At 68.2% G+C, this 18,237-nt stretch carries 13 protein-coding genes and 1 pseudogene; 6 read left to right on the plus strand and 8 right to left on the minus strand.

What is annotated here, in order from left to right; genetic code table 11:
• Positions 1–33 precede the first annotated feature (33 nt).
• Entirely contained in the window at positions 34–267 is a 234-nt protein-coding gene (locus tag C7C45_RS03165) for a hypothetical protein (RefSeq protein ID WP_110562127.1), read from the plus strand.
• A gap of 78 nt (positions 268–345) precedes the next feature.
• On the opposite strand, the gene C7C45_RS03170 is transcribed toward C7C45_RS03165, so the two are convergent.
• The gene (locus C7C45_RS03170; RefSeq protein WP_146247247.1) at positions 346–708 is read right to left on the minus strand and encodes an SH3 domain-containing protein; all 363 of its coding nucleotides are present in this window, start codon (positions 706–708) and stop codon (positions 346–348) included.
• A 712-nt stretch (positions 709–1,420) separates the two neighbouring features.
• On the opposite strand from C7C45_RS03170, the gene C7C45_RS03175 reads away from it, so the two are divergent.
• The gene (locus tag C7C45_RS03175; protein WP_110562129.1) at positions 1,421–3,175 is read left to right on the plus strand and encodes a family 43 glycosylhydrolase; all 1,755 of its coding nucleotides are present in this window, start codon (positions 1,421–1,423) and stop codon (positions 3,173–3,175) included.
• A gap of 93 nt (positions 3,176–3,268) precedes the next feature.
• On the opposite strand, the gene C7C45_RS03180 is transcribed toward C7C45_RS03175, so the two are convergent.
• Positions 3,269–6,229, minus strand: coding sequence for an immunoglobulin-like domain-containing protein (locus C7C45_RS03180; RefSeq protein WP_146247248.1), 2,961 nt, complete (start codon positions 6,227–6,229; stop codon positions 3,269–3,271).
• 255 nt (positions 6,230–6,484) lie between these two features.
• Here C7C45_RS03180 and C7C45_RS03185 point away from each other — a divergent pair, with 255 nt between their 5' ends.
• Positions 6,485–8,986: a DUF6185 family protein gene (locus tag C7C45_RS03185; RefSeq protein WP_146247249.1), complete on the plus strand. Its 2,502-nt coding sequence runs from the start codon at positions 6,485–6,487 to the stop codon at positions 8,984–8,986.
• Positions 8,987–9,106: 120 nt separating this feature from the next.
• Here the strand turns inward: C7C45_RS03185 and C7C45_RS03190 are convergent, their stop codons facing one another.
• The 4 genes and pseudogenes from C7C45_RS03190 to C7C45_RS03205 all read right to left on the minus strand — a co-directional run bounded on the left by C7C45_RS03190 (position 9,107) and on the right by C7C45_RS03205 (position 11,784).
• Positions 9,107–9,895: a GNAT family N-acetyltransferase gene (locus tag C7C45_RS03190; RefSeq protein WP_110562132.1), complete on the minus strand. Its 789-nt coding sequence runs from the start codon at positions 9,893–9,895 to the stop codon at positions 9,107–9,109.
• 173 nt (positions 9,896–10,068) lie between these two features.
• Positions 10,069–10,164, minus strand: a pseudogene (locus C7C45_RS03195) (site-specific integrase); the annotation flags it as partial.
• A 91-nt stretch (positions 10,165–10,255) separates the two neighbouring features.
• Complete coding sequence (locus tag C7C45_RS03200) at positions 10,256–11,134, minus strand: alpha/beta fold hydrolase (protein WP_110562133.1); 879 nt, start codon at positions 11,132–11,134, stop codon at positions 10,256–10,258.
• Positions 11,135–11,172: 38 nt separating this feature from the next.
• Positions 11,173–11,784, minus strand: coding sequence for a GNAT family N-acetyltransferase (locus C7C45_RS03205; RefSeq protein ID WP_110562134.1), 612 nt, complete (start codon positions 11,782–11,784; stop codon positions 11,173–11,175).
• Between the two features lie 139 nt (positions 11,785–11,923).
• Between C7C45_RS03205 and C7C45_RS03210 the strand changes: the two genes are divergently transcribed.
• The 3 genes from C7C45_RS03210 to C7C45_RS03220 all read left to right on the plus strand — a co-directional run bounded on the left by C7C45_RS03210 (position 11,924) and on the right by C7C45_RS03220 (position 16,029).
• A complete protein-coding gene (locus tag C7C45_RS03210) occupies positions 11,924–12,883 on the plus strand; it encodes a GntR family transcriptional regulator (protein ID WP_110562135.1) in 960 nt (319 codons plus the stop codon).
• A 565-nt stretch (positions 12,884–13,448) separates the two neighbouring features.
• Positions 13,449–14,945 carry an endo-1,4-beta-xylanase gene (locus C7C45_RS03215; RefSeq protein WP_110562136.1) on the plus strand — a complete coding sequence of 499 codons (1,497 nt, stop codon included), beginning with the start codon at positions 13,449–13,451 and terminating at the stop codon, positions 14,943–14,945.
• A gap of 310 nt (positions 14,946–15,255) precedes the next feature.
• Complete coding sequence (locus tag C7C45_RS03220; RefSeq protein WP_208641049.1) at positions 15,256–16,029, plus strand: hypothetical protein; 774 nt, start codon at positions 15,256–15,258, stop codon at positions 16,027–16,029.
• A gap of 269 nt (positions 16,030–16,298) precedes the next feature.
• Here the strand turns inward: C7C45_RS03220 and C7C45_RS35775 are convergent, their stop codons facing one another.
• Together C7C45_RS35775 and C7C45_RS03230 are read right to left on the minus strand one after the other, a co-directional pair.
• A complete protein-coding gene (locus C7C45_RS35775; RefSeq protein ID WP_425271108.1) occupies positions 16,299–16,787 on the minus strand; it encodes a hypothetical protein in 489 nt (162 codons plus the stop codon).
• A 164-nt stretch (positions 16,788–16,951) separates the two neighbouring features.
• A complete protein-coding gene (locus C7C45_RS03230; RefSeq protein ID WP_167454628.1) occupies positions 16,952–18,181 on the minus strand; it encodes a PucR family transcriptional regulator in 1,230 nt (409 codons plus the stop codon).
• Positions 18,182–18,237: the final 56 nt, after the last annotated feature.

Raw genomic sequence — 18,237 nt, forward strand, 5'->3', positions numbered from 1 at the left:
TGGGACTTACGGCGGCTCGGCGTCGCGACAGCGATGCTGGGGGATGACGCCGAGCGCGCCTACGTCCGTGCCGCGGCACATGACCTGCTCGGCTACCTTGCCGAGGATCTCGACGAGGCTCGCCAACACCACATCGCGTCGCCCTGTACGGCCCGGATCGAGCAGACAGTGCGGTGCCGCCTCGGCGAAGCGATCTTCGCGGAGGCGGCGCTGGAGGGCACTCGCACGAGCTGGAGTCCCCTGGTCATGGTCACGCTCGCTTCTTGAGCGTCGAACGCGCCCACAGGTACCCGACGAGAGCGATGCCGACAGTTCGTCGTGCGTGCGAGCCCTGGCCCCGGCCGATCAGCAATTCTCGGTGGTGTACGGGACCCACGGGCTGAGGTACGCCGCGCTGATAAAGCCGGATCCACCGGTGCTGAAGCGCGCGTGCCACCAGACGGCGATGCCGTTGACCGTGTCGCCGCCCGTGGCGCAGTCCAGGTACGCCGTCACGCCGCGATTCACCTGGCCATAGGCTGTGCAGGACGTATGCGGCCCGGTGCGGTAACGGACACCAGCTCCCGTCACCACGGCCGTACGGCTGCTCCGGTCCGACCAGCCCTGGCCACAGGCCGCCGCCGCCGGCGTGGCGGGCACGACGTAGGTCACCGCCGCCGCGAGCAGCGCGATACCTGCCAGTCGGGCACTCATTCGTCGCGTGGTCATCGGTCTCCCTCCACAGAGGCGAATTTCAGCCCAGCTTATATCGATGGATGTGCTCTACCTCTCGCTTCTCGTGGACATCGGGTTGCGACGGACCGTCGGGCCCACCACCAGCTCAAGCAATACGCGCCACGACCACCCGCTACGACTGTGAGGATGATCAGGTGCGCCCGGTTCTTGCTGCCGCCAGGCCGGCGGGACGTGTCCCGATAGGGGCCTAACAACGCGCCAGCACAGTCCCCGGGCCCCGGCCTTGTGGAGCGCTCGTTGCCGGGCCCGGATGGTCCGAGGGGTCTGGATGACCTCAGAGAGCGCGAGTCGCGGCTGCAACTCGACCTCGGCCGGCACGTAGAACACGCCAACGTTGAAGGCGAGCGGGTCGAGGTGCTCCAGCGTAACCACCACCCCAGCCCGACACCATGATCAGCCTAGGTGCGGCATTGATGCTCTTGACACGTTACAGAAAGCACCGTTAACATCACCGCAACATTGTTAGCGCTAACAGCCGCCGGTCGCTGATCCGCGCTGGACGACACCGAGCCGATAGCCGTGCGCTAGAAGCTCAACTGGTCGAGCGGACAAGCTTTCTCCCACCCTTGGCACCTTCGAGGGCTGCCTCACACCCTGCAATTAACCACGCTAGGCCGGTTATCCGGAAGTCGGACACTTCTGCCCGTTGTTAGCGCTAATACGCCTAGACGGAAGGTAGGACCTGATGGTTATCGAGTGGGCTGCCGGCAATCGACGGCGAGGTTTAGCGGCTATTGCCCTTGCTCTCGCGGTAGGAGTGGGGGTGGGTCAACTGACACCGATCGTGCCGGCCTCGGCGGAGAAGCCTGTGCCGCCGGCGCCGCCGGCCGTCGGACCTCAAACCCCGTCCGCCAAGGTGCCACTGGCCGGTGTCGACATGGCCCAGACATATGTGAACCCGATCAATTTGCCCGGGATGGCCGTGCGCAACATCGTCGGGACGATGCCGCCTACGGACGAGAATGTCGCCAACACTTCGCAAATCCCGGCCAGCCTGGACCAGGAGACGTGGACGGCGGCGTCCGGGCGGACTCTCGCGGGCCGATCCACCGTCGGGTTCAGCAGGATTTCGGAGAACTCCGCACGGACCGGGGCGGACTGGTCCGCGCTGAACGTCGACGGGACCATCTATCTCTATGCATCAGGTGCCATGCAGAATGCCCCGAACAACAACCGCACTGTCTGGTCCACTACCGACTACCTCACGTGGACGCCCCACGAGATGAACCTGGGCCTGGTCGCCCCAACCGTCGTGCAGCTCGGCGCCAAGTTCTACATGGCCGGCAACAACACGCCGGTCTATCAAGCCGACTCGCCCACCGGGCCGTGGACCAGCATGGGAAATTTCCTGCGCTCGACCGGCCAGACCCTGAGCGTTGGCGACGTGCAGTTCTTCCTGGACACGGACGGTCGGCTGTACCTGACGTACAACATCGGCTCGCCGATCATGGGCGTCGAACTCGACCCGAACAATCCTCGACAGCTCATCAGCGACCCGGTCGTGCTCTGGACTTTTGACCCGCGCCAGGAGTGGCAGCACATCGGTGACAACAAGGCGACCTACACGCATGGGTACGTGGAGGGTTCGCAGCTGTTCAAGGTGGGGGACACGTATTACCTCTCGGTCGCGTCCGGTGGCACGGAGTTCACCACGTACGCCACCGGTGTGATGACGTCGAAAAAGCCGCTGTCCGGGTACAAGGTCACTCAGCAGAACCCGATCGGCTACGGAAACAACCATCCGAGTGCGGTATATCCGAACGCCGGGCACGGCAGTTTCGTACGCGACAAGGCCGGCAACCTGGTGTTCTTCTACACCTATGTCATCGCGTACGAGGAGTTCTTCGAGCGGCGACTGGGAATGGACGTCTGCAACGTGATTCCCGCCGGTCCGAAGCGGGGAGCAATCGATTGCGAGTTGTCGAACACGCCGCAACTGGCTCCGGGGAAGAAGATCTCGGGCAGGGACGACGTCGGGCTCTACAATGTGGCCACCAACAGCCAGGCGTACTGGGCAAGCAGCTATGCGCCCGGGCGCAACCCGTACTACGGAAGCGACCGCTCCCTATCCACCTGGTGGGAGCCGGCTGACAGCGACACCGCGCCCACGTACATCAGGGGCTTCGGGACCATTTTCCACATCTCCGCCGCGCAGATCCAGTGGAAGGAACTCGGACGCACGTTCACCAAGGACAACGCGGTGAAGTACACGCTGGAGTACAAGGACATCCCCACCAACACGTGGCGGCCCCTGGTCGACAGGAGTACGAACACCACCGCGTACACGGCTGACTACGTCACCTTCGACCGCGTGCTGACGAACGCAGTCCGGCTGAAGGTCCTGGGTACGACCGAGAGCGTCAAGGTCGGAGTCCCCGAACTCAACGTGTTCGGGGAGAACTACAACCTGGCCGTCGAGAAGGGCATGCTCACTCCATAGTCCGGGATGCTGGGAGAGGTAGCAGGGAGCGGGCGAGACCAATGGATCTCGCCCGCTCCTCCTTGTGGCGCAGCTCCGCACGCCTCGGGGTGGCTACCGCACCGTCAACTTCTGGTAGTCGGCGGCGTGGGGCCGGTAGGTCGGGTTGCCGGAGTAGGCAGCGTGGACCCGGTAGGCCCCGGGCCGCAGATGGGCGGTCTGCAGCTCGACGACGGCCTTACCGTCCGCCAATGGCGCGACGTGCACGGTGCCGCCGAAGGTGACGGTGACCTCGCCGGTCGGGGTCGGCGCGTGGTGCTTCCGCCCGCCCGCCGGCTCAACAGTCACGTTCAATCTGAACGTGCCCCCGCGGACAACCGACGCCGGCGCGGCTTTCGCCTGGACCTTGACCGCGGCCGGGCCGGAGGGCACCCCGAACGACGCCGTACCTTCCGACGCCTTCAGGTAGTCGAAGCCGAGGTACTCGGCCTTGACCGTCCGGGCCCCCGCGGGCAGACCCGTCGGCAGCGTGACCGTGGCGGCGCCGTCGCTCAGCTGGGTGACCTTCGACCACGAGCCGATGCTGAACCGCACCTGACCGCCGGTCTCGAACCCGTCGGCTGCCGTGACCTTTGCGGTGGCCCTGGTCGTCTGGGCGCCGCTCGCGTACGGCTCGACAGCCACCTCGGTGGTGGTCGTGACGTCGCTGTTCGGGATTCCGCGGATGTCGTTCCACTCGCGGACGGTCAGCGGGATCACGGTGCCGTGACGCGGACGGACGACACCCGCGTTCGTCATCGTGATCGCCTTGGCGTTCCAGGTCGGCGCCTCGATGTTCTCGTGACACGCGGCCTGGTATCCGCCACCGTTCGTGTACCGGTCACCCCAGAGGTAGAACTGGCCGGGGCAGGAGGTGTCACCGGGGTTGGCCTTGAAGATGACCGGTCCCTCGTACCCCTGGTTGGCGACCCAGGTCGTGCGTCCCAGAGCCGGCGCGACCAGCGTCCAGTTGTCGATGTTGCTGTCCAGGAAGTCGGTGTGCTTCTCCGAGAAGATGTCCGAGCCCTGGTTGCCGGCCTCGTTCTTGGTCACTCGGTAGTAGTGGTCACCGACCCGGATCGCGGTCGTGTCGATCCGCGACAGCGGAGCCGGGTCCTGCCAGACCTGGGGAGCGGAGAACGTCTGAAAGTCTCGCGTGGTGGCGTACCACATCTGCGCGTTTCCCTGACCGGTGCGGTTCACGGGGTCGCTCCACAGCGACTGCGCCCAGAACACGACGTAGGCGCCGATCTCCTCGACCCAGAGCGACTCTGGTGCGAAGGCGTTGCCCGCGTTGTCGGGTGCGACCTTCACGTGCCGCTGAGGGGTCCAGTTCACAAGGTCGTGCGACTCGAACACCTCGATGTACTGGGTGTCGTTGATGGCGTATCCACCCTGGTCGTACCAGTTCAGGTCCGTGGCGATCATGTAGAACGTGTCGCCGTCGGGTGAACGGACGATGTGCGGGTCACGAAGCCCCTGGTCGCCCAACTGAGAGATGAGTGAAGGCCGACCTCCGGTCAGACCGGTCCAGTCCAGAGCGGTGTTTCCGTTGGAGGTGGCGAACATGATCTGCTCGCCGTCGGCAATCCCTTCGCCCTTGAAGTACCCCATGAAGTACCGCTCGTACTCTTCGGTTCGCGGCATGGCGGCGATGGTCACCGGGAACGACTTCTTCTGCGCGGCCCTGCCCTTGGTGATGGTCGCGGTCAGGGTGGCGGCAACATTCCCATGGCCGAAGGCCGGGCGGCTGACCTCACCCGTCGGGGTGACGAGGCCGGTGGTCGACTTCCAGGTGATCGTGGATCCGAACTCGCCCTTGGCAGCGAGGTCGAGGTTTCCGCGTACGTCGTCGGTGGCGTCCAGGGTCAGGTCGAAGGCGTCCCGGCCGACCGCCTGCGCATCGTCGAACTCGGCCTTGACCACGACGGGGATCTCCCGTGTGGTGACCTCCTGGGCGCCCTTGCGGACAGTCGCCGTGAGCGTGGCTGTCGCGTCGGGCTGTCCCTGCGCGGGCCGGGTGATCCTGCCGGTCACCGCAACCTTGCGTGCGCTGGCGAGGGCTGGCGGGGTATTGACCTCGACGACCGACGGGTCCGAACTCGTCCAGGTGATGGCCGAGCCCGCCGCGGAGCCCACCTTGGGCAGAACGATATCGTGTACGACCGCACTGGTCAGGCCGAGGTCGATGGCCGCGGCGTCGGCGCGAACGCCATCGGAGACAGTCTTTTCTGCGAGGACGAGTGTCTCGTCGAGGCTCACTGCCCGGTCGTACACGCGGAAGTCCCGGATCGTTCCGCGGAACGAGTAGTGGCCCGACGTCTGCGAGCGGCCGAGGAAGTTGCAGTTGGTCCCCGCAGCGTTCACCGACGGCGCCGTGGTCAGGTTCGTCGACGTCGCGTGCAGCACGCCGTCGAGGTAGAGCCGGCCGGTCCAGGTCGTTCCGATCGAGTCCAGTGACTGGGTGTAGGTGACATGAGTCCACGCTCCCTCGAGCATGCGGACCCGGTTCTGTTGCACGTTCACCGGACCCACCGCGACGCGGAACCGCTGGGTGTTCGACGCGAAGATGGAGCCCTCGGCGCCGGTGTCGACGTCGCACGAGCCGGACTTACGGCCAAAACCCCACATCTGGTGCTCGCCGACGTTTGCCGGGTCGACCCACACGTCATAGTCGACGGTGAGGTTGGACATTCCGGCGGTGATGTTGTTCGGCAGCGCCACGTATGCGCCGTCGAGGGCGCTCTCGTAGGAGTCGGGGTTGAATCTGACTCCTTCGCCGGTCAAGGTCGCCTTCTCGGGATTCACGAGCGTGGCGTTCGCCGCCGCGCCCGCGCTACCCGAGTTGACCAACGTCGTCCCACTGGTCTCGTCGAGGGCGAAGTGGTGCACCAGACCCTCGTTGAGCTGCACTTCGGCAGCGTGCGAGGGCGTCGCCGCGAACGAGACCGAAAGAAGCGCACCCAGTGCCAGGACCGCGACACCTCTACCCTTCCGACTCAGCCCGAGACGTGGCCTTCGCTGTCGCAGTCGCAATTGGTCCTCCTTGACCGTGGTGGCGGTATTTCCAAAGTGGACGGGGCTGTTAACGCTAACTACGGTGTGCTGCCAGGTCAACGCAATGCGTTGCGTCCCGAGGCCACGGAGTCCCGTGGTTGATGTGCCCCACCGGTCGCCCTGTCGGGGTTCAGCTGGAGCACGGCGAGCACGGCCAGGCGGGGACGGGGGGCACGCGCGACGAGGCCGCCCGGAGTCCCGGGCGTGTCCGGCCGGTTGGATAACATCTGCCCGATGGACGGGCCGGGACGTCACCTTGTCGGACTCGTGGGCTTTCTCACCGCCGGCCTGCTGGCGGGGAGGTGGCCCGCCGCATCCGCATCCGCCGATCCCGCCAACCGGTGCGAGCCGGCCGGGCTCACCGGCACTACCACGGTCTCCACCCACCTGCGCGTCGAGGCCCGCGATCTCGACCTGCCCAAGGCCACGAGCACCACGACGGTGCGGGTCCCGCAGGACTGGCCACTCAGCATCGGCCTGAGCGCCAGCCCGGACTCGGAGATCCACCGGCTGGCGATGCGGTGCCTGCTGTCCTACGAACCGGCCGACATCTGGGGGTACGAGAGCCGGGACCGGACCCCCGCGGTCTCGATCGGCGACGGGTTCGTTTCCTTCACCGACGTCGTCTACGGCGACGTGCACTTCGACGAGCGGAACCCCGTACGGGTCGGGTCCTGGTCGATCACCACTTCGTCGACACCCTGGCGGGTCGAGCTGCTCCGGTCGCCGGCCCTGGAGAAGGCCACCTTCACGCAGGTCCGCGTCGAGCTGCCCGACTCGTGGGCGACAGGGGTGTTCCCCTGGCCGCCGACGGTGGCCGACTCGCGCGGCGCCACCTGGGAGAGACCCGCGTGGGACGCCGAGGCGCCCGGTGTCTTCGTCCAGCCGGACGCCCGGATCCTGAGCACCCACCTGTCCCAGCACGACGGCTGGCGATTGGCGTCAGACGTGTTGTTCTGGGTGTTCGACGCGGCCCTGCTGATCCTGTTGATCGTGGCGCTGCGGAGGGTCCGCCGGCCGGGGCAGACCCGGCTGGCCCGTCGGGTGGCCCGCCTGATCCTGGTGGTCCCGGTGCTCATGGTGTCCGGATACGTCAGCGACGACTGGATCGGCGACGGCCCCGGCACCATCGCCTGGGACTGGTTCCACTACCTGAGCACGGCACTGTGGAGCGTGACAATGGTCGTCGCGGCGCTGTTGCTGCGGCTGCCCAGGCTGCTGGTCGGCCTCCTCACCGCCGTGCTGCTGGCGGTGTCCGGCATCGCCCCGCTGGTGGTGCGCGACGAGCCGGCCCACTGGGGCTTCCGCCTGGCCGGTTCGGCCACGCTAACCCTGCTGGCATGCCTGGGATTCGGCTACGCGGTCCAGGCCGCGCTGCGGGGTCGCTTTCCGCAGCGGCTCACGACCCGGGCCTTCCTGCGGTCCCGTTCCGGCCGCTGGTCGCTGCTGCTGGCCGTGCCGGTCACCGCCGCTGTCCTGCTGCAGCGCTACCTCGACTCCGGAGCCGACTGGAAACGGCTCCGGTGGGTGCAGTTCCCGACCGACTCCCGGATGTGGGCGTTCGGCAACGACCTGGCGACGTACGCGAACGACCTGGTGAACTGGAACTACGGCTTCGCGTACTTCCTGGCGGCGGTGCTGCTGGTGCCGCTGCTGCGCGACCTGCTCACCGGTGACGACCTCATCCTGCCCCCGGGCGTCCGGGCGGTGGTCTGCCTCGGCTACGGGCTGGTCTGCCTTCCGCTCGGGGACGCCTGGGCGGGCTGGTGGTTCCCGTTCGGTCTCACTGTGGGCCTGGCCGGTCTGTTCGTGCTCACCGGGCCGGCCGGCCGGCTCAACGATCCGCTGTGGCGGGCACTGGCGGACGTCCCACATTCGGTGCTCGTCGCCGAGGCGGATCGCTGGCGGACGGTGGAGAGCCGCGCCGCTGCCCGGGAACGCGCCCTGGGCGCCGAGGGCGAGGCGACTCCCGGCGACGGCGGCCGGCGAACCGTTCCGCTGATCGGCCGGCTGCACTGGTTGAGCCGGCCCACCCCGGTCGCCGAGCCGGAGCCGGCACCGGACGCATCCGCGGTGGCCCTCCCGGCCGGGGTGACACCCCTGGACGCGCTGTTCGCGGTCGGCCCGTACCGGTCGGCGTTCCGCAACGGCGTGGCCGGCGCGGTGGCCGCAACGCTGATCGGGCTCCCCGCCACCGCGTGGCTGCTCTGGGCGGACTGGACGACGTCGTCCTGGTTGCGCCCGGCCGATCAGATGATGCTGGTCACCGGGCTGGTGGGCGGTGTGGTCCTGGGGGTGCTGAGCTGGACCGCGGACGGCTTCGTCCTCGGCGTCCTGTGGCGGCGACTGCCCGGCCGCCGGGGTCCGACCAAGTCGCTGGCCCTGACTGCGGTGTCGGTCCTGTCGTTCGGGGCCGACGCCGCGCTCAACGCGCTGCTCGGCGAGCCGGTGGACCGATTGATCCTGCTGCGGTCCGCGCTGACCTTCGCGGTGCTGTCGCTGACCTCGGTGGCGATGGATCTCAGGACGGTGCGGCAGCTCGGCACGGCGGGATTCCGGCCGGGGCGGATGCTGCTGATCGGGTACCGGATGGGCAACGCCACCGCGCAGGCGACCTTCGCGCTCGCCCAGCTCGCCTCGGTGCTGGCGATCTACAGCTACGTGCGCAGCGGCGGCGACGCGCCACCGTTCCCCGGGATCGACCCGTTCAGCGTCGGGAACCGTCAGGGTCCCTGAGCGCGGCCCGCGCTCCCGGGCTCGGCGGCGGCCTGGACGAACAGAAAGCCGTCGAGCAGCACGCGGGGGTCGGCCAGTGCGGCGACGGTCGCGGTCAGATCGGTGTTGAGCGTAGAACGCTCACCGCTGCCAGTTGTAGGGCGTCGTCGTCGACACCTTGATCAGACCGTAGCGTTCAAGAATCGGGCGCGAGTACTCGGTCGAGTCGCTGTTGATGAGAGTCTTGCCCATCCGGAGTGCTGAGCGGGCCCGCGCCGCGGTCAACGCGCGGTAGATCCCACGGCCGCGCCACTCCGCAAGGGTCGCGCCGCCCCAGATCCCGGCGAAGTCGGTCCCATGCACCGGCTCTAGTCGGCCGGCACTGACGATCCGTCCCCCCGCCTCTGCAACCCACAACTCCATTCCGTCGTTGCGGGCCAGGCGGCGCAGGAGGGCATTCGCCATGTCATCGCTAACCGGGTTCCCAAAGGCTTCGTCCTGCATCGCAGCCATCGCGCGGACGTCCGCCTCCTCGCTGACCCGACGCAGCGTCACGCCTTCGGGCAGCGGAACGTCCACGGCTAGTAGCTCCGCCTCGCCAATCATGATCGACTCAGGCTCATCCGCGGTGAATCCATTCTCCAGCAACGCCTCGTGCAACCCCGGCGCATGGTCGTGCCCACGCGTCTTCCACTTGATCCGCACGATCTCGGGGTCTGCCTGGTAGTGAGCGAGCGCCTCTGGGACGAGCCGACGAATCGTATCGGTGTCCGCCCCGCCGAGATCGCGGTAGGTGACAAAACCACGACCACCCGCGAAGGTCACGAGACGCAGTGGCCCGTGTTGGGTGACTGCGACCGCGCTCGGCGTCTCGGCGTCAGTCCGAAGCTGTTCGTCGTAGGCCGCAAGCAGTCGAACTGAATTGATCATGCTCGTACGCTGCAACAGCGGGGCCGTAGACGCAACTGGTTTTCGATCCGGCAGTTGGCGAGGTAGGCCGATGGCTGAACCGCGAACCCGTGAACGTCTGATCGTTCCACGGCGAAAGCCGTCACCACGGACGGTCCCTGGCCGCCATGGTCGTCGATCCCGATGCCTTCCGAACCGGTGAGATAGATGATTGTGCCGCAGATGATGAGCGTCGGGCGCTCGGCAGCAGGGTCCAGGTCTTCCCAACGCAGCGCCATGATCTCGCCGAGCCAACCCGGCACCACCCACTGGGACTTCACCACCGAGCCATCAAGTGCAGGGAACTGGCTCGGTGGTGAAGGGCTGTCGTTGTGGGTCTGGTCAGCGGCTGGCGAGTTCGGCGAAGATCTCCACCAATTCGGGTCGGTCGAACGGGCCGACGTGGGGTGCCGCGACGCTTCGTACCTCGGTCGGGTTGTCCGGGGTGAGGCGGTCGGCCTCGGTGATGAACCGGTCCTGTAGCGCAGGTGGGATCAGCCGGTCGCGGGTGAAGCGCACGTACGTCCGGGGAATCCGACCCCAGGTGCCTGCTTCACCGCGGCCGTCGGCCAGGGGGATGCTGGCGGGTTCGTCAGGCTCAAGGGTGTTGAGCAGCCGGCTCACCGCCTCGTCGGTGAAGTCGCCGGCGAGGCACTGTTTGATGCCGTTGAACACCGAAGGGTCGGCCGATCGCCAGTTGATCCGGGCCACCCCCAGGATCGCCGGATCGGCGACCACTGCCTGGGTCACCAGGGGGAGCAGGCTGTCGCGGTTCTCTGGCGTGGCAAGGTAGGCCGTCATGGTCGGCAGGTCGACGCAGCAGTACGCGGCCATGTAGACGACCCGGTCGAGCAGTTCGGGGATGGCGTTGCCGACCCTGCTCACGGTGACGCCGCCCTGGCTGGCGCCGGCCAGGATCACGGGCCCGTGGCGGCGAGCGCGGCGCACCACGTCCACGACGCGCTCGACGTAGTCGTCGATGGTGATCTTGGCGAGCGGTGACGGCTCGGTTGCCAGCCCTGCGAGGTCCTGCGGGGCCTGGTACGAGCGGGGGAAGAACCCTTCCGTCCCGTGTCCCGGTAGGTCGACGGCCACGCACCGGTGCCCCCGCAGGGTGAGTTCGGTGATCAGTCCCGAGCAGAAGTACGACGAGGAGTTGGTGCCGTGTACGAAGACCAGGGTCGGCGGTCGACGGTCGCTGGCGGTGTCTTTCGTCGTCATCGAGATTCTCCCTTGTGGTTGTGGAGTTGCTGGGGTGGTCAACGGCCCGGTTGGCGCCACATCGGCCACAGCAGTGGGCTGTCCGCGACGCGTACCGGTTCGCCGAGGTCCGCGAAGCCGTGTCGCAGGTAGAGGGCGCGGCTTCGGGGTGAACTCGCCTCCAGGTAGGCGGCGCGACCGTCGGTGTCCGCTCGCTCCAACCGGTGGCGCAACATCGCCGAGCCGAGTCCGGCGCTCTGTCGCTCGCCCACCACCCCCATGCACGAGAGGTAGAGGTGCGGTTCACCCCGGGGGTGCCGTTCGGTCAGTGCCCGCCCGAGGGTCCGCAACCGCACGCCGTGCTCGCCGAAGATCGAGTTATGGCCCATCTCGGGCGCGTTTGGATGTTCCCCGTCGGGTGCCTGGCCGGCCGCCAACGCCAGCCACACCGAGGCACCCTCGTCACGACCGATCAGGTATGCCTCGGCGGCGCTCCGATCCAGCAGCTGACCGTAGAAGTGCGACTGGAGGCGGCCGCGCTCATCCGGTGCGGGGAAGAGCCAACAGGCGACCGGGTCGTCCATGAAGGCCTCGGTGAGGATGTCGGAAACCGTCTGCCGTTCTGCGGCATCCGCCTGCCGCAGCAGTGCGTACGGCGTATCTTTCGTCATGCGTACAACGTATCGCCGCAGCCGGCGAATTTGCGTCGATGCCGCTTGTATAGGTCGTTGAAGTGTGCTAGCCAGAGGGATGACTGACCTAGTACAGTCCGGTCCTGCGCCAATCCCACCAGTAGATCGGAGGGCAGACATGCCTTCGCCGACGCCGCGTCCGGATCCGCCATTCCGGCGGATCGTCGAAGAGATCCGCGGCCGAATCCTGACCGGCGACCTGCGGCCGGGGGACCGGATACCTTCAGTCCGGCAGATCGCCCAGCGATGGGGCGTCGCGGCAGCGACTGCGTCCCGAGCGATGGCGACTCTCCGCGACAGCGGGCTGGTCGAAACGACTGTCGGTTCCGGCACGGTGGTCAGCAGCCACACCCGCCGCAAGTACCCGGTGAGCCCGGCCGTGCCGCAGCGGCAGGCCCGCGCGTTCAAGCAGCCACTGGGCCGGATGCACGTCCTGCGCGCCGCCATCGCGATCGCTGACGCCGAGGGACTCGACGCGGTGTCGATGCGACGTCTCGCGGTCGACCTCGGCGCCGGCCCGATGTCGCTCTACCGGCACGTGGCGAACAAGGACGATCTGGTGACGCAGATGGCCGACGAGGTCTTCGGCGAATCCGAACTGCCTGACCCCGGACCACCCGGCTGGCGGGCGAAGCTCGAACTCGTCGCCCACCAACAGTGGGAACTGTGCCGGCGACACCTCTGGCTGCCCAGAGCCGTCTCGTTCACCCGTCCGGCGCTTGTGCCCAACATGATGGCGCACACCGAGTGGATCCTGCGCGCGCTCGACGGACTCGAGTTGCCCATGACGACACGGATCCGCGAGGCGCTCACGCTTCACGGACTGGTCGCCACCGTCGCGCTGTCCATGGCGGCCGAGGTCGAATCGGAGCAGGAGACCGGTGTCACGCTCGACGGGTGGTTGCTGGCACAGCAGAAGCGAGCCGACCAGAAACTCGACAGTGGAAGATTTCCCCTGCTGGCGACCATCCCGCCGGAGACGGCCTCGGACCTCAACGGACTGTTCGAGTACGGTCTCGCACGCCATCTCGACGGCTTCGCCACCCTGGTACAGGGGCATGCCCGAACGAGGCCATGAGGGCGCGACGGACCGTCCTGGAGCCCGGGTCCTCTGGCTAGTGCGCTGACCATGAACGTTCACCGGGTCGGTGACACGCCGAGCTGCGCCCGGCCGGCGTGGCGGGTCGGCGGGGTGGATGGCTGAGCCGGCACCGGCATGACGGCTGACCGACGAGGAAGGCCGCAAGCCGCCGCAGATCGTGCGCCGGGGTGGACACGGCACGATCCAGCTTCGCCGAACCGCGACGATCCCGTCACGTCGCCGTCGGTATCACGCTCGTCGCTCGCCGGACAACGCATGGGCCGCCGCCGTACGAATCGAATGGATTCGATATAGCATCACGGCAGGGCAGTGTCACTCCGCAGGGGCGTACGGCGCGGAGTGCTCGCCATCACCGGGCGGACCGGGCAGCCGGCGGTGGTCACCGATTCGGGCGCGGCTGGGTTGACGCCGGCTCGGCGTCACCTGCGGCGTGCTGGTCCAGCGGCGAGCGCGGCGCTCCGATTGTCGGCCGTGCAGCGATCGTCGGTTCCGTGCCTCGGATTGGCAATGGACCAGGCAGAACACCGAGGAGAAGGCACAGATGAACGACGTACCCGCTCAACCGAAACGCCGAACCAGGGGTGCCGCCAGGCTGCTTCTGGGCGGGGCCTGCGCCCTGGCGATCACCGTGTCGTCGATGGCCCTGGCGACCTTCGCCCGCGCCGATCTCAGCGGACCACCCGGGGCCACCCTGAAAGCTGCCGCCGAGCGCAGCGGCCGGTACTTCGGCGCCGCCATGGGGGCGGACCGTCTCAACGACTCGGGCTTCCTGACCATCGCGAACCGCGAGTTCGACATGATGACGGCCGTCAACGAGATGAAGCCCGACGCGACCGAGCCCAACCGGGGTCAGTTCGATTTCCGTGCCGGTGACGCAATCTACAACTGGGCCACCCAGCGCGGCATGCGATTCCGTGGGCACACCCTGGCCTGGCATGCTCAGCAGCCGAGGTTCTGGGGAAGTCTCAGCGGCAGCGCCCTGCGGACCGCGATGATCGAGCACATCAACGGCGTCATGGCCCACTACAAGGGCAAATTCGCCTACTGGGACGTGGTGAACGAGGCTTTTGCCGAGAACGGCAGCCGGCGGTCGTCGAACCTGCAGTCCACCGGAAACGACTGGATCGAGGTGGCCTTCAGGACCGCGCACGCCGCTGATCCGAGCGTGAAGTTGTGCTACAACGACTACAACATCGAGAACTGGACGTACGCCAAGACCCAGGGCGTCTACAACATGATCAGGGACTTCAAGTCCCGGGGTGTCCCGGTCGACTGCGTCGGCCTCCAGACCCACTTCACCGGTGGCAGCTCGCTGCCGGGCAACTTCCAGCAGACACTGTCCAGCTTCGCCGCCCTCGGGGTTGACGTGGCGCTGACCGAGGCCGACGTCACGAACGCCTCGACCAGTCAGTACCAGGGCCTGACCCAGGCCTGCATGAACGTCCCCCGTTGCGTCGGCATCACGACGTGGGGCATTCGGGACAGCGACTCCTGGCGGGGCAGCGAGAACCCGTTGCTCTTCGACCGCAACAGCAACCCCAAGGCGGCGTACACCGCCGTCCTCAACGCTCTCAACGCCGCCTCCACCACCGTGCCGGGAACGCCCACGGCTCCACCGACCACCGCTCCACCGACGACGGCTCCACCGACGACGGCTCCACCGACGACGGCTCCACCGACCACTGCTCCACCGACCACTGCTCCGCCGACCACGCCGCCCAGCACCGGGCAGCCGGGCGCCTGTACCGCGACCTACCGCATGGTCAACAGCTGGGGCGGTGGCTTCCAGGGCGAGGTCACCGTGGCCAACAACGGCTCCACCACCCTCAGCGGCTGGACCGTACGGCTGACGCTGGCTGGTGGGCAGACCATTGCCAACGTCTGGAACGGCATCAACACCGGCACCAGTGGGGCGGTCGGCGTCCGTAACGCCGAATACAACGGGTCCCTCGGCGCGAACACCTCGACCACCTTCGGCTTCCTGGTCAACGGCAGCAGTAGCGCGGCGCCCGGCGGCCTCTCCTGCACCAGCCCCTGACCGGCGACACGCACCGGCCCTCCGCGTCAGGACGCAGACCGGGCCCGGAGCCACCGGCTCCGGGCCCGGGTGCCGTCGTGGTCGGTCGAACCCGGTCTACGACGGTCGACCGAAACCAACCTCTTCGCATATACTGATGTATGTCAATATGGCCGGAACTGGCGTGTCGTGTCGGAATGGCTCGGATCGTCACCGCGGGGGGCAACCGCGCCGCAGCGGTGCGAGCGGGAGCACCGCAGCGTCGGATGGCCAAAAACTTCCTGCTGCCCCGGCCCCTGTGGTGGGGGACCAGTTGTGATGGAGGATGACTATGCGCAAACTTCTCGCGGTGTTCAGCGCCGCCCTGATCCTCGGCGGCGCAGTCGGCAGCGTTCCGGCCGGGGCGTCGGGGGCCTCCCCGCCCTCGTGCCCGCGTGGCCTGCTCTTCTGTGAGGACTTCGAGCGACTGCCTCCCGGGGGGCCCAGCACGTTGAACTGGGGCGTCGACACCCGCCACGGCACGCTCACCGTCGAACGTGCCCACCGTGGCAACCAGGTGCTGCACATCCAGACGGTTGACAACGGACGCGCCTTCCTGCGCGTCGACGACTTCGCCGCGCCGGGCAACCGCTTCTACGGGCGGATGCGTCTGCGCGTCGATGCCTTCCCCACGGCCCCGGACTGGGCGCACTTCACGCTGGTGGAAGCGACCGGCACCGGCAGCGCGGAGGTCGTTCGTCCAGTCGGTGGCCAGTACGCGCCCACGGTCCCCGGAACCTTCTGGGGGGTTGGCGCCGACGGCGGCCCGACCGGCGACTGGACCAACTGGCGCGAGTCCGCCCCGGTCGTCGAGGACGCCTGGCAATGCTTCGAGTGGAAGATCGACGCGGCGGACAACCGCGTCGCGGTGTGGATCGACGGCGTGGCGAACCCGGAGCTGACCGCCTCCACGAGCGACCACGGTGGCAACGACGTTCCCTTCGTCCTGCCGACGGTCGACACGGTGAAGATCGGCTGGCAGCTTTACCAGGGCGGCACGACGCCGGGCGAGTTCGACCTCTGGATCGACGACATCGCCCTTTCGAGCAAGCGGCTCGGCTGCTGACCTGGAGCCCCGGAGGCTCTCGACCCTTGTCCTCATGATGTCAGTCCCGATCGGTGCCCCTGCCGGGGTGCGGCTTCGCTACCGCACCCCGGCAGCGGGTGTGGCTGAACGGGCGGCGCACTGGACGCGGGTCCGGCTCGTGACAGCACTGCCGCTGGACGTGCCGCCTGTACCGGTACTGCTGGCCGGATTGCGTGACATGGTCGCCAGTGCCCGCCTGATTTCGTTCCCGCCGCCGAGACCGGTGGGGACGAGTCGCTGTTTGGCAGTCAATGAGCGCTCAGACCTTCGTCAGGTAGCGCCGTTTGGGTGGGCGGTACCGGCGACGGATTCCGGCCTGTGCCCGACTCTCTGTTCGTTCGGTCCAGGATCGCTTCCGCCTCCCGTCGGGCAGCGGCAACGATTCCCTCGGCTTCGACTCGCGCCTCGGCACGGTGGTCCGCGGCCTGCTCCTCGGCGAGCCGGAGTATCTGTTCCACCCGAGTGCTCAGACCGCTGAGGGTTGGCCGTTCCCGATCCGGCCATCGTTCCTTGGCTTTCGTGGCCGTACCGGCGCCTGCTGGTTCGGTCTTCTCGTCACGATCGACCAGGCCGTCGCCTATGAGATCGGACTCCGTCGTGCCGACCAGGGAGAGCGCGACGCCGAGCGTGGCCACCGCGATGCCGGACCAGAGGGCGGTCGGCCCGAGGGACGGGCCGACCGTGGCACCCACACCGAGCCCGAACAGGACGGCGGCAGTCTTGGCCGGCTTACGCACAGGTCCTCCTCGCATGGTGCGGGCGGGCGGCTTCCGGTTCCAGCATCGCGCACCCGTCAACCTCGTGGGCTGGCGTGGTCACCGCCGCTCGTGCCGGCGGCCGTTCATGAACTGCGCCGGTCAGCGGAACCGTCGCGGGCAGCAGCAGCGCCATCGAGGCGGCGTCACGCCGTGCGGTAGTGGCCGGTGAGCCGGCCGAGCTTCATGGCCAGGTGCAGGCACAGCCGTTCGTTGCCGTCCTTGAGGTCGGTCCCGGCGAGCTGTTCCACCCGTTGCAGCCGGTAGTAGAGGGTGGTCCGGTGCAGTCGGAGCTTCTCGGCGGTGGCGTGCGCGTTGCCCGCCAGGTCGAGGTAGGCCTCCAGGGTCTCCAGCAGCACCTGGTGGACGTCGTCGCGTAGCAGCCGCTCCAGCCCGGGATGGACCCCCGCGACGTCGAGGTGCTGACTGTCCAGTTGCGACAGCACCCGGTAGATGCCCAGGCCGGCCCAGGAGACCACCCGACCCAGCGCGGGCAGTTGCGCACCGACACGGGCGGCCTGCGCGGCCTCCTGGTAGGACTCGACCGCGCTGGACAGACTGGCGCGGGGCTGGCCGATCCCGGTCACGGTCCGGTCCACCGAGGCCAGGCCCCGGGTCGCGGTGCCCAGCGCCTCGTTGAGGTGCCCGGCGGAGGCTTCCGGCGAGGGGCGGCCGGCGATCCTGTTGCCGCAGACCAGCAGCACCCCGTGATCGTGCCAGACCAGGTGCAGCGTCTCCCGTACTCCGATCCACCGGCGGGTGGTGACCAGGGCCTGTTCCAGGGCGATCCGGGCCACCTCGTCGGGCTGCCGCCCGCCGGCCGGCACGAGCTGGGCGACGAGCGCGACCGTCGACCCGTCGGCGGCCACCACGCCCTCCTCCAGCAGCGCCCGCGCCGCGTGCTCGCGCGCCTGCCGGCTCTCCACCAGTAGGGTGCGGGTAGCCTCCGTCTCCCGCTGTGCGGCGAGCTCACCGAGCAGGTTCTCCCGGTACAGGGCCAGCGACAGGTCGGTGAAGGGGCCGGTCGCGGTGGCGATGTCGGCGTCGGTCATCGAACCGTCGGCGTCGATGAACCAGACGAACCCGAGCAGCAGGTCGTCGTGCCGGATCGGCACGCAGACCCTCGCCAGCAGGTCCAGCTCGGCGCACGCGGGGGTGCGGATCGGCGCGTGCGCCGTGAGCACGCCCATGCCTCGGAACCAGGCGATCACCTCCGGCGTCGTCTGCCGGCGCAGGATCGACGTCCGGCGGACGTCGTCCATCGGGCCGTCGTGCTCGCTGTAGGCGACCACCCGCTGTCGCCGGTCCTCGATGAGGGCGGGTCGCCCCACCCGGGCGGCGACGGCGTCGGCGATTCGCTGGAGCTCACCGTGCATGTATCTCCCCTGGTTGCGCTGCGTGACAGGGATCGCGCGACCGCCAGTCCTTACCC

The sequence above is a fragment of the Micromonospora arborensis genome (assembly GCF_003205615.1).
GTDB classification, from domain to species: Bacteria; Actinomycetota; Actinomycetes; order Mycobacteriales; family Micromonosporaceae; genus Micromonospora; species Micromonospora arborensis.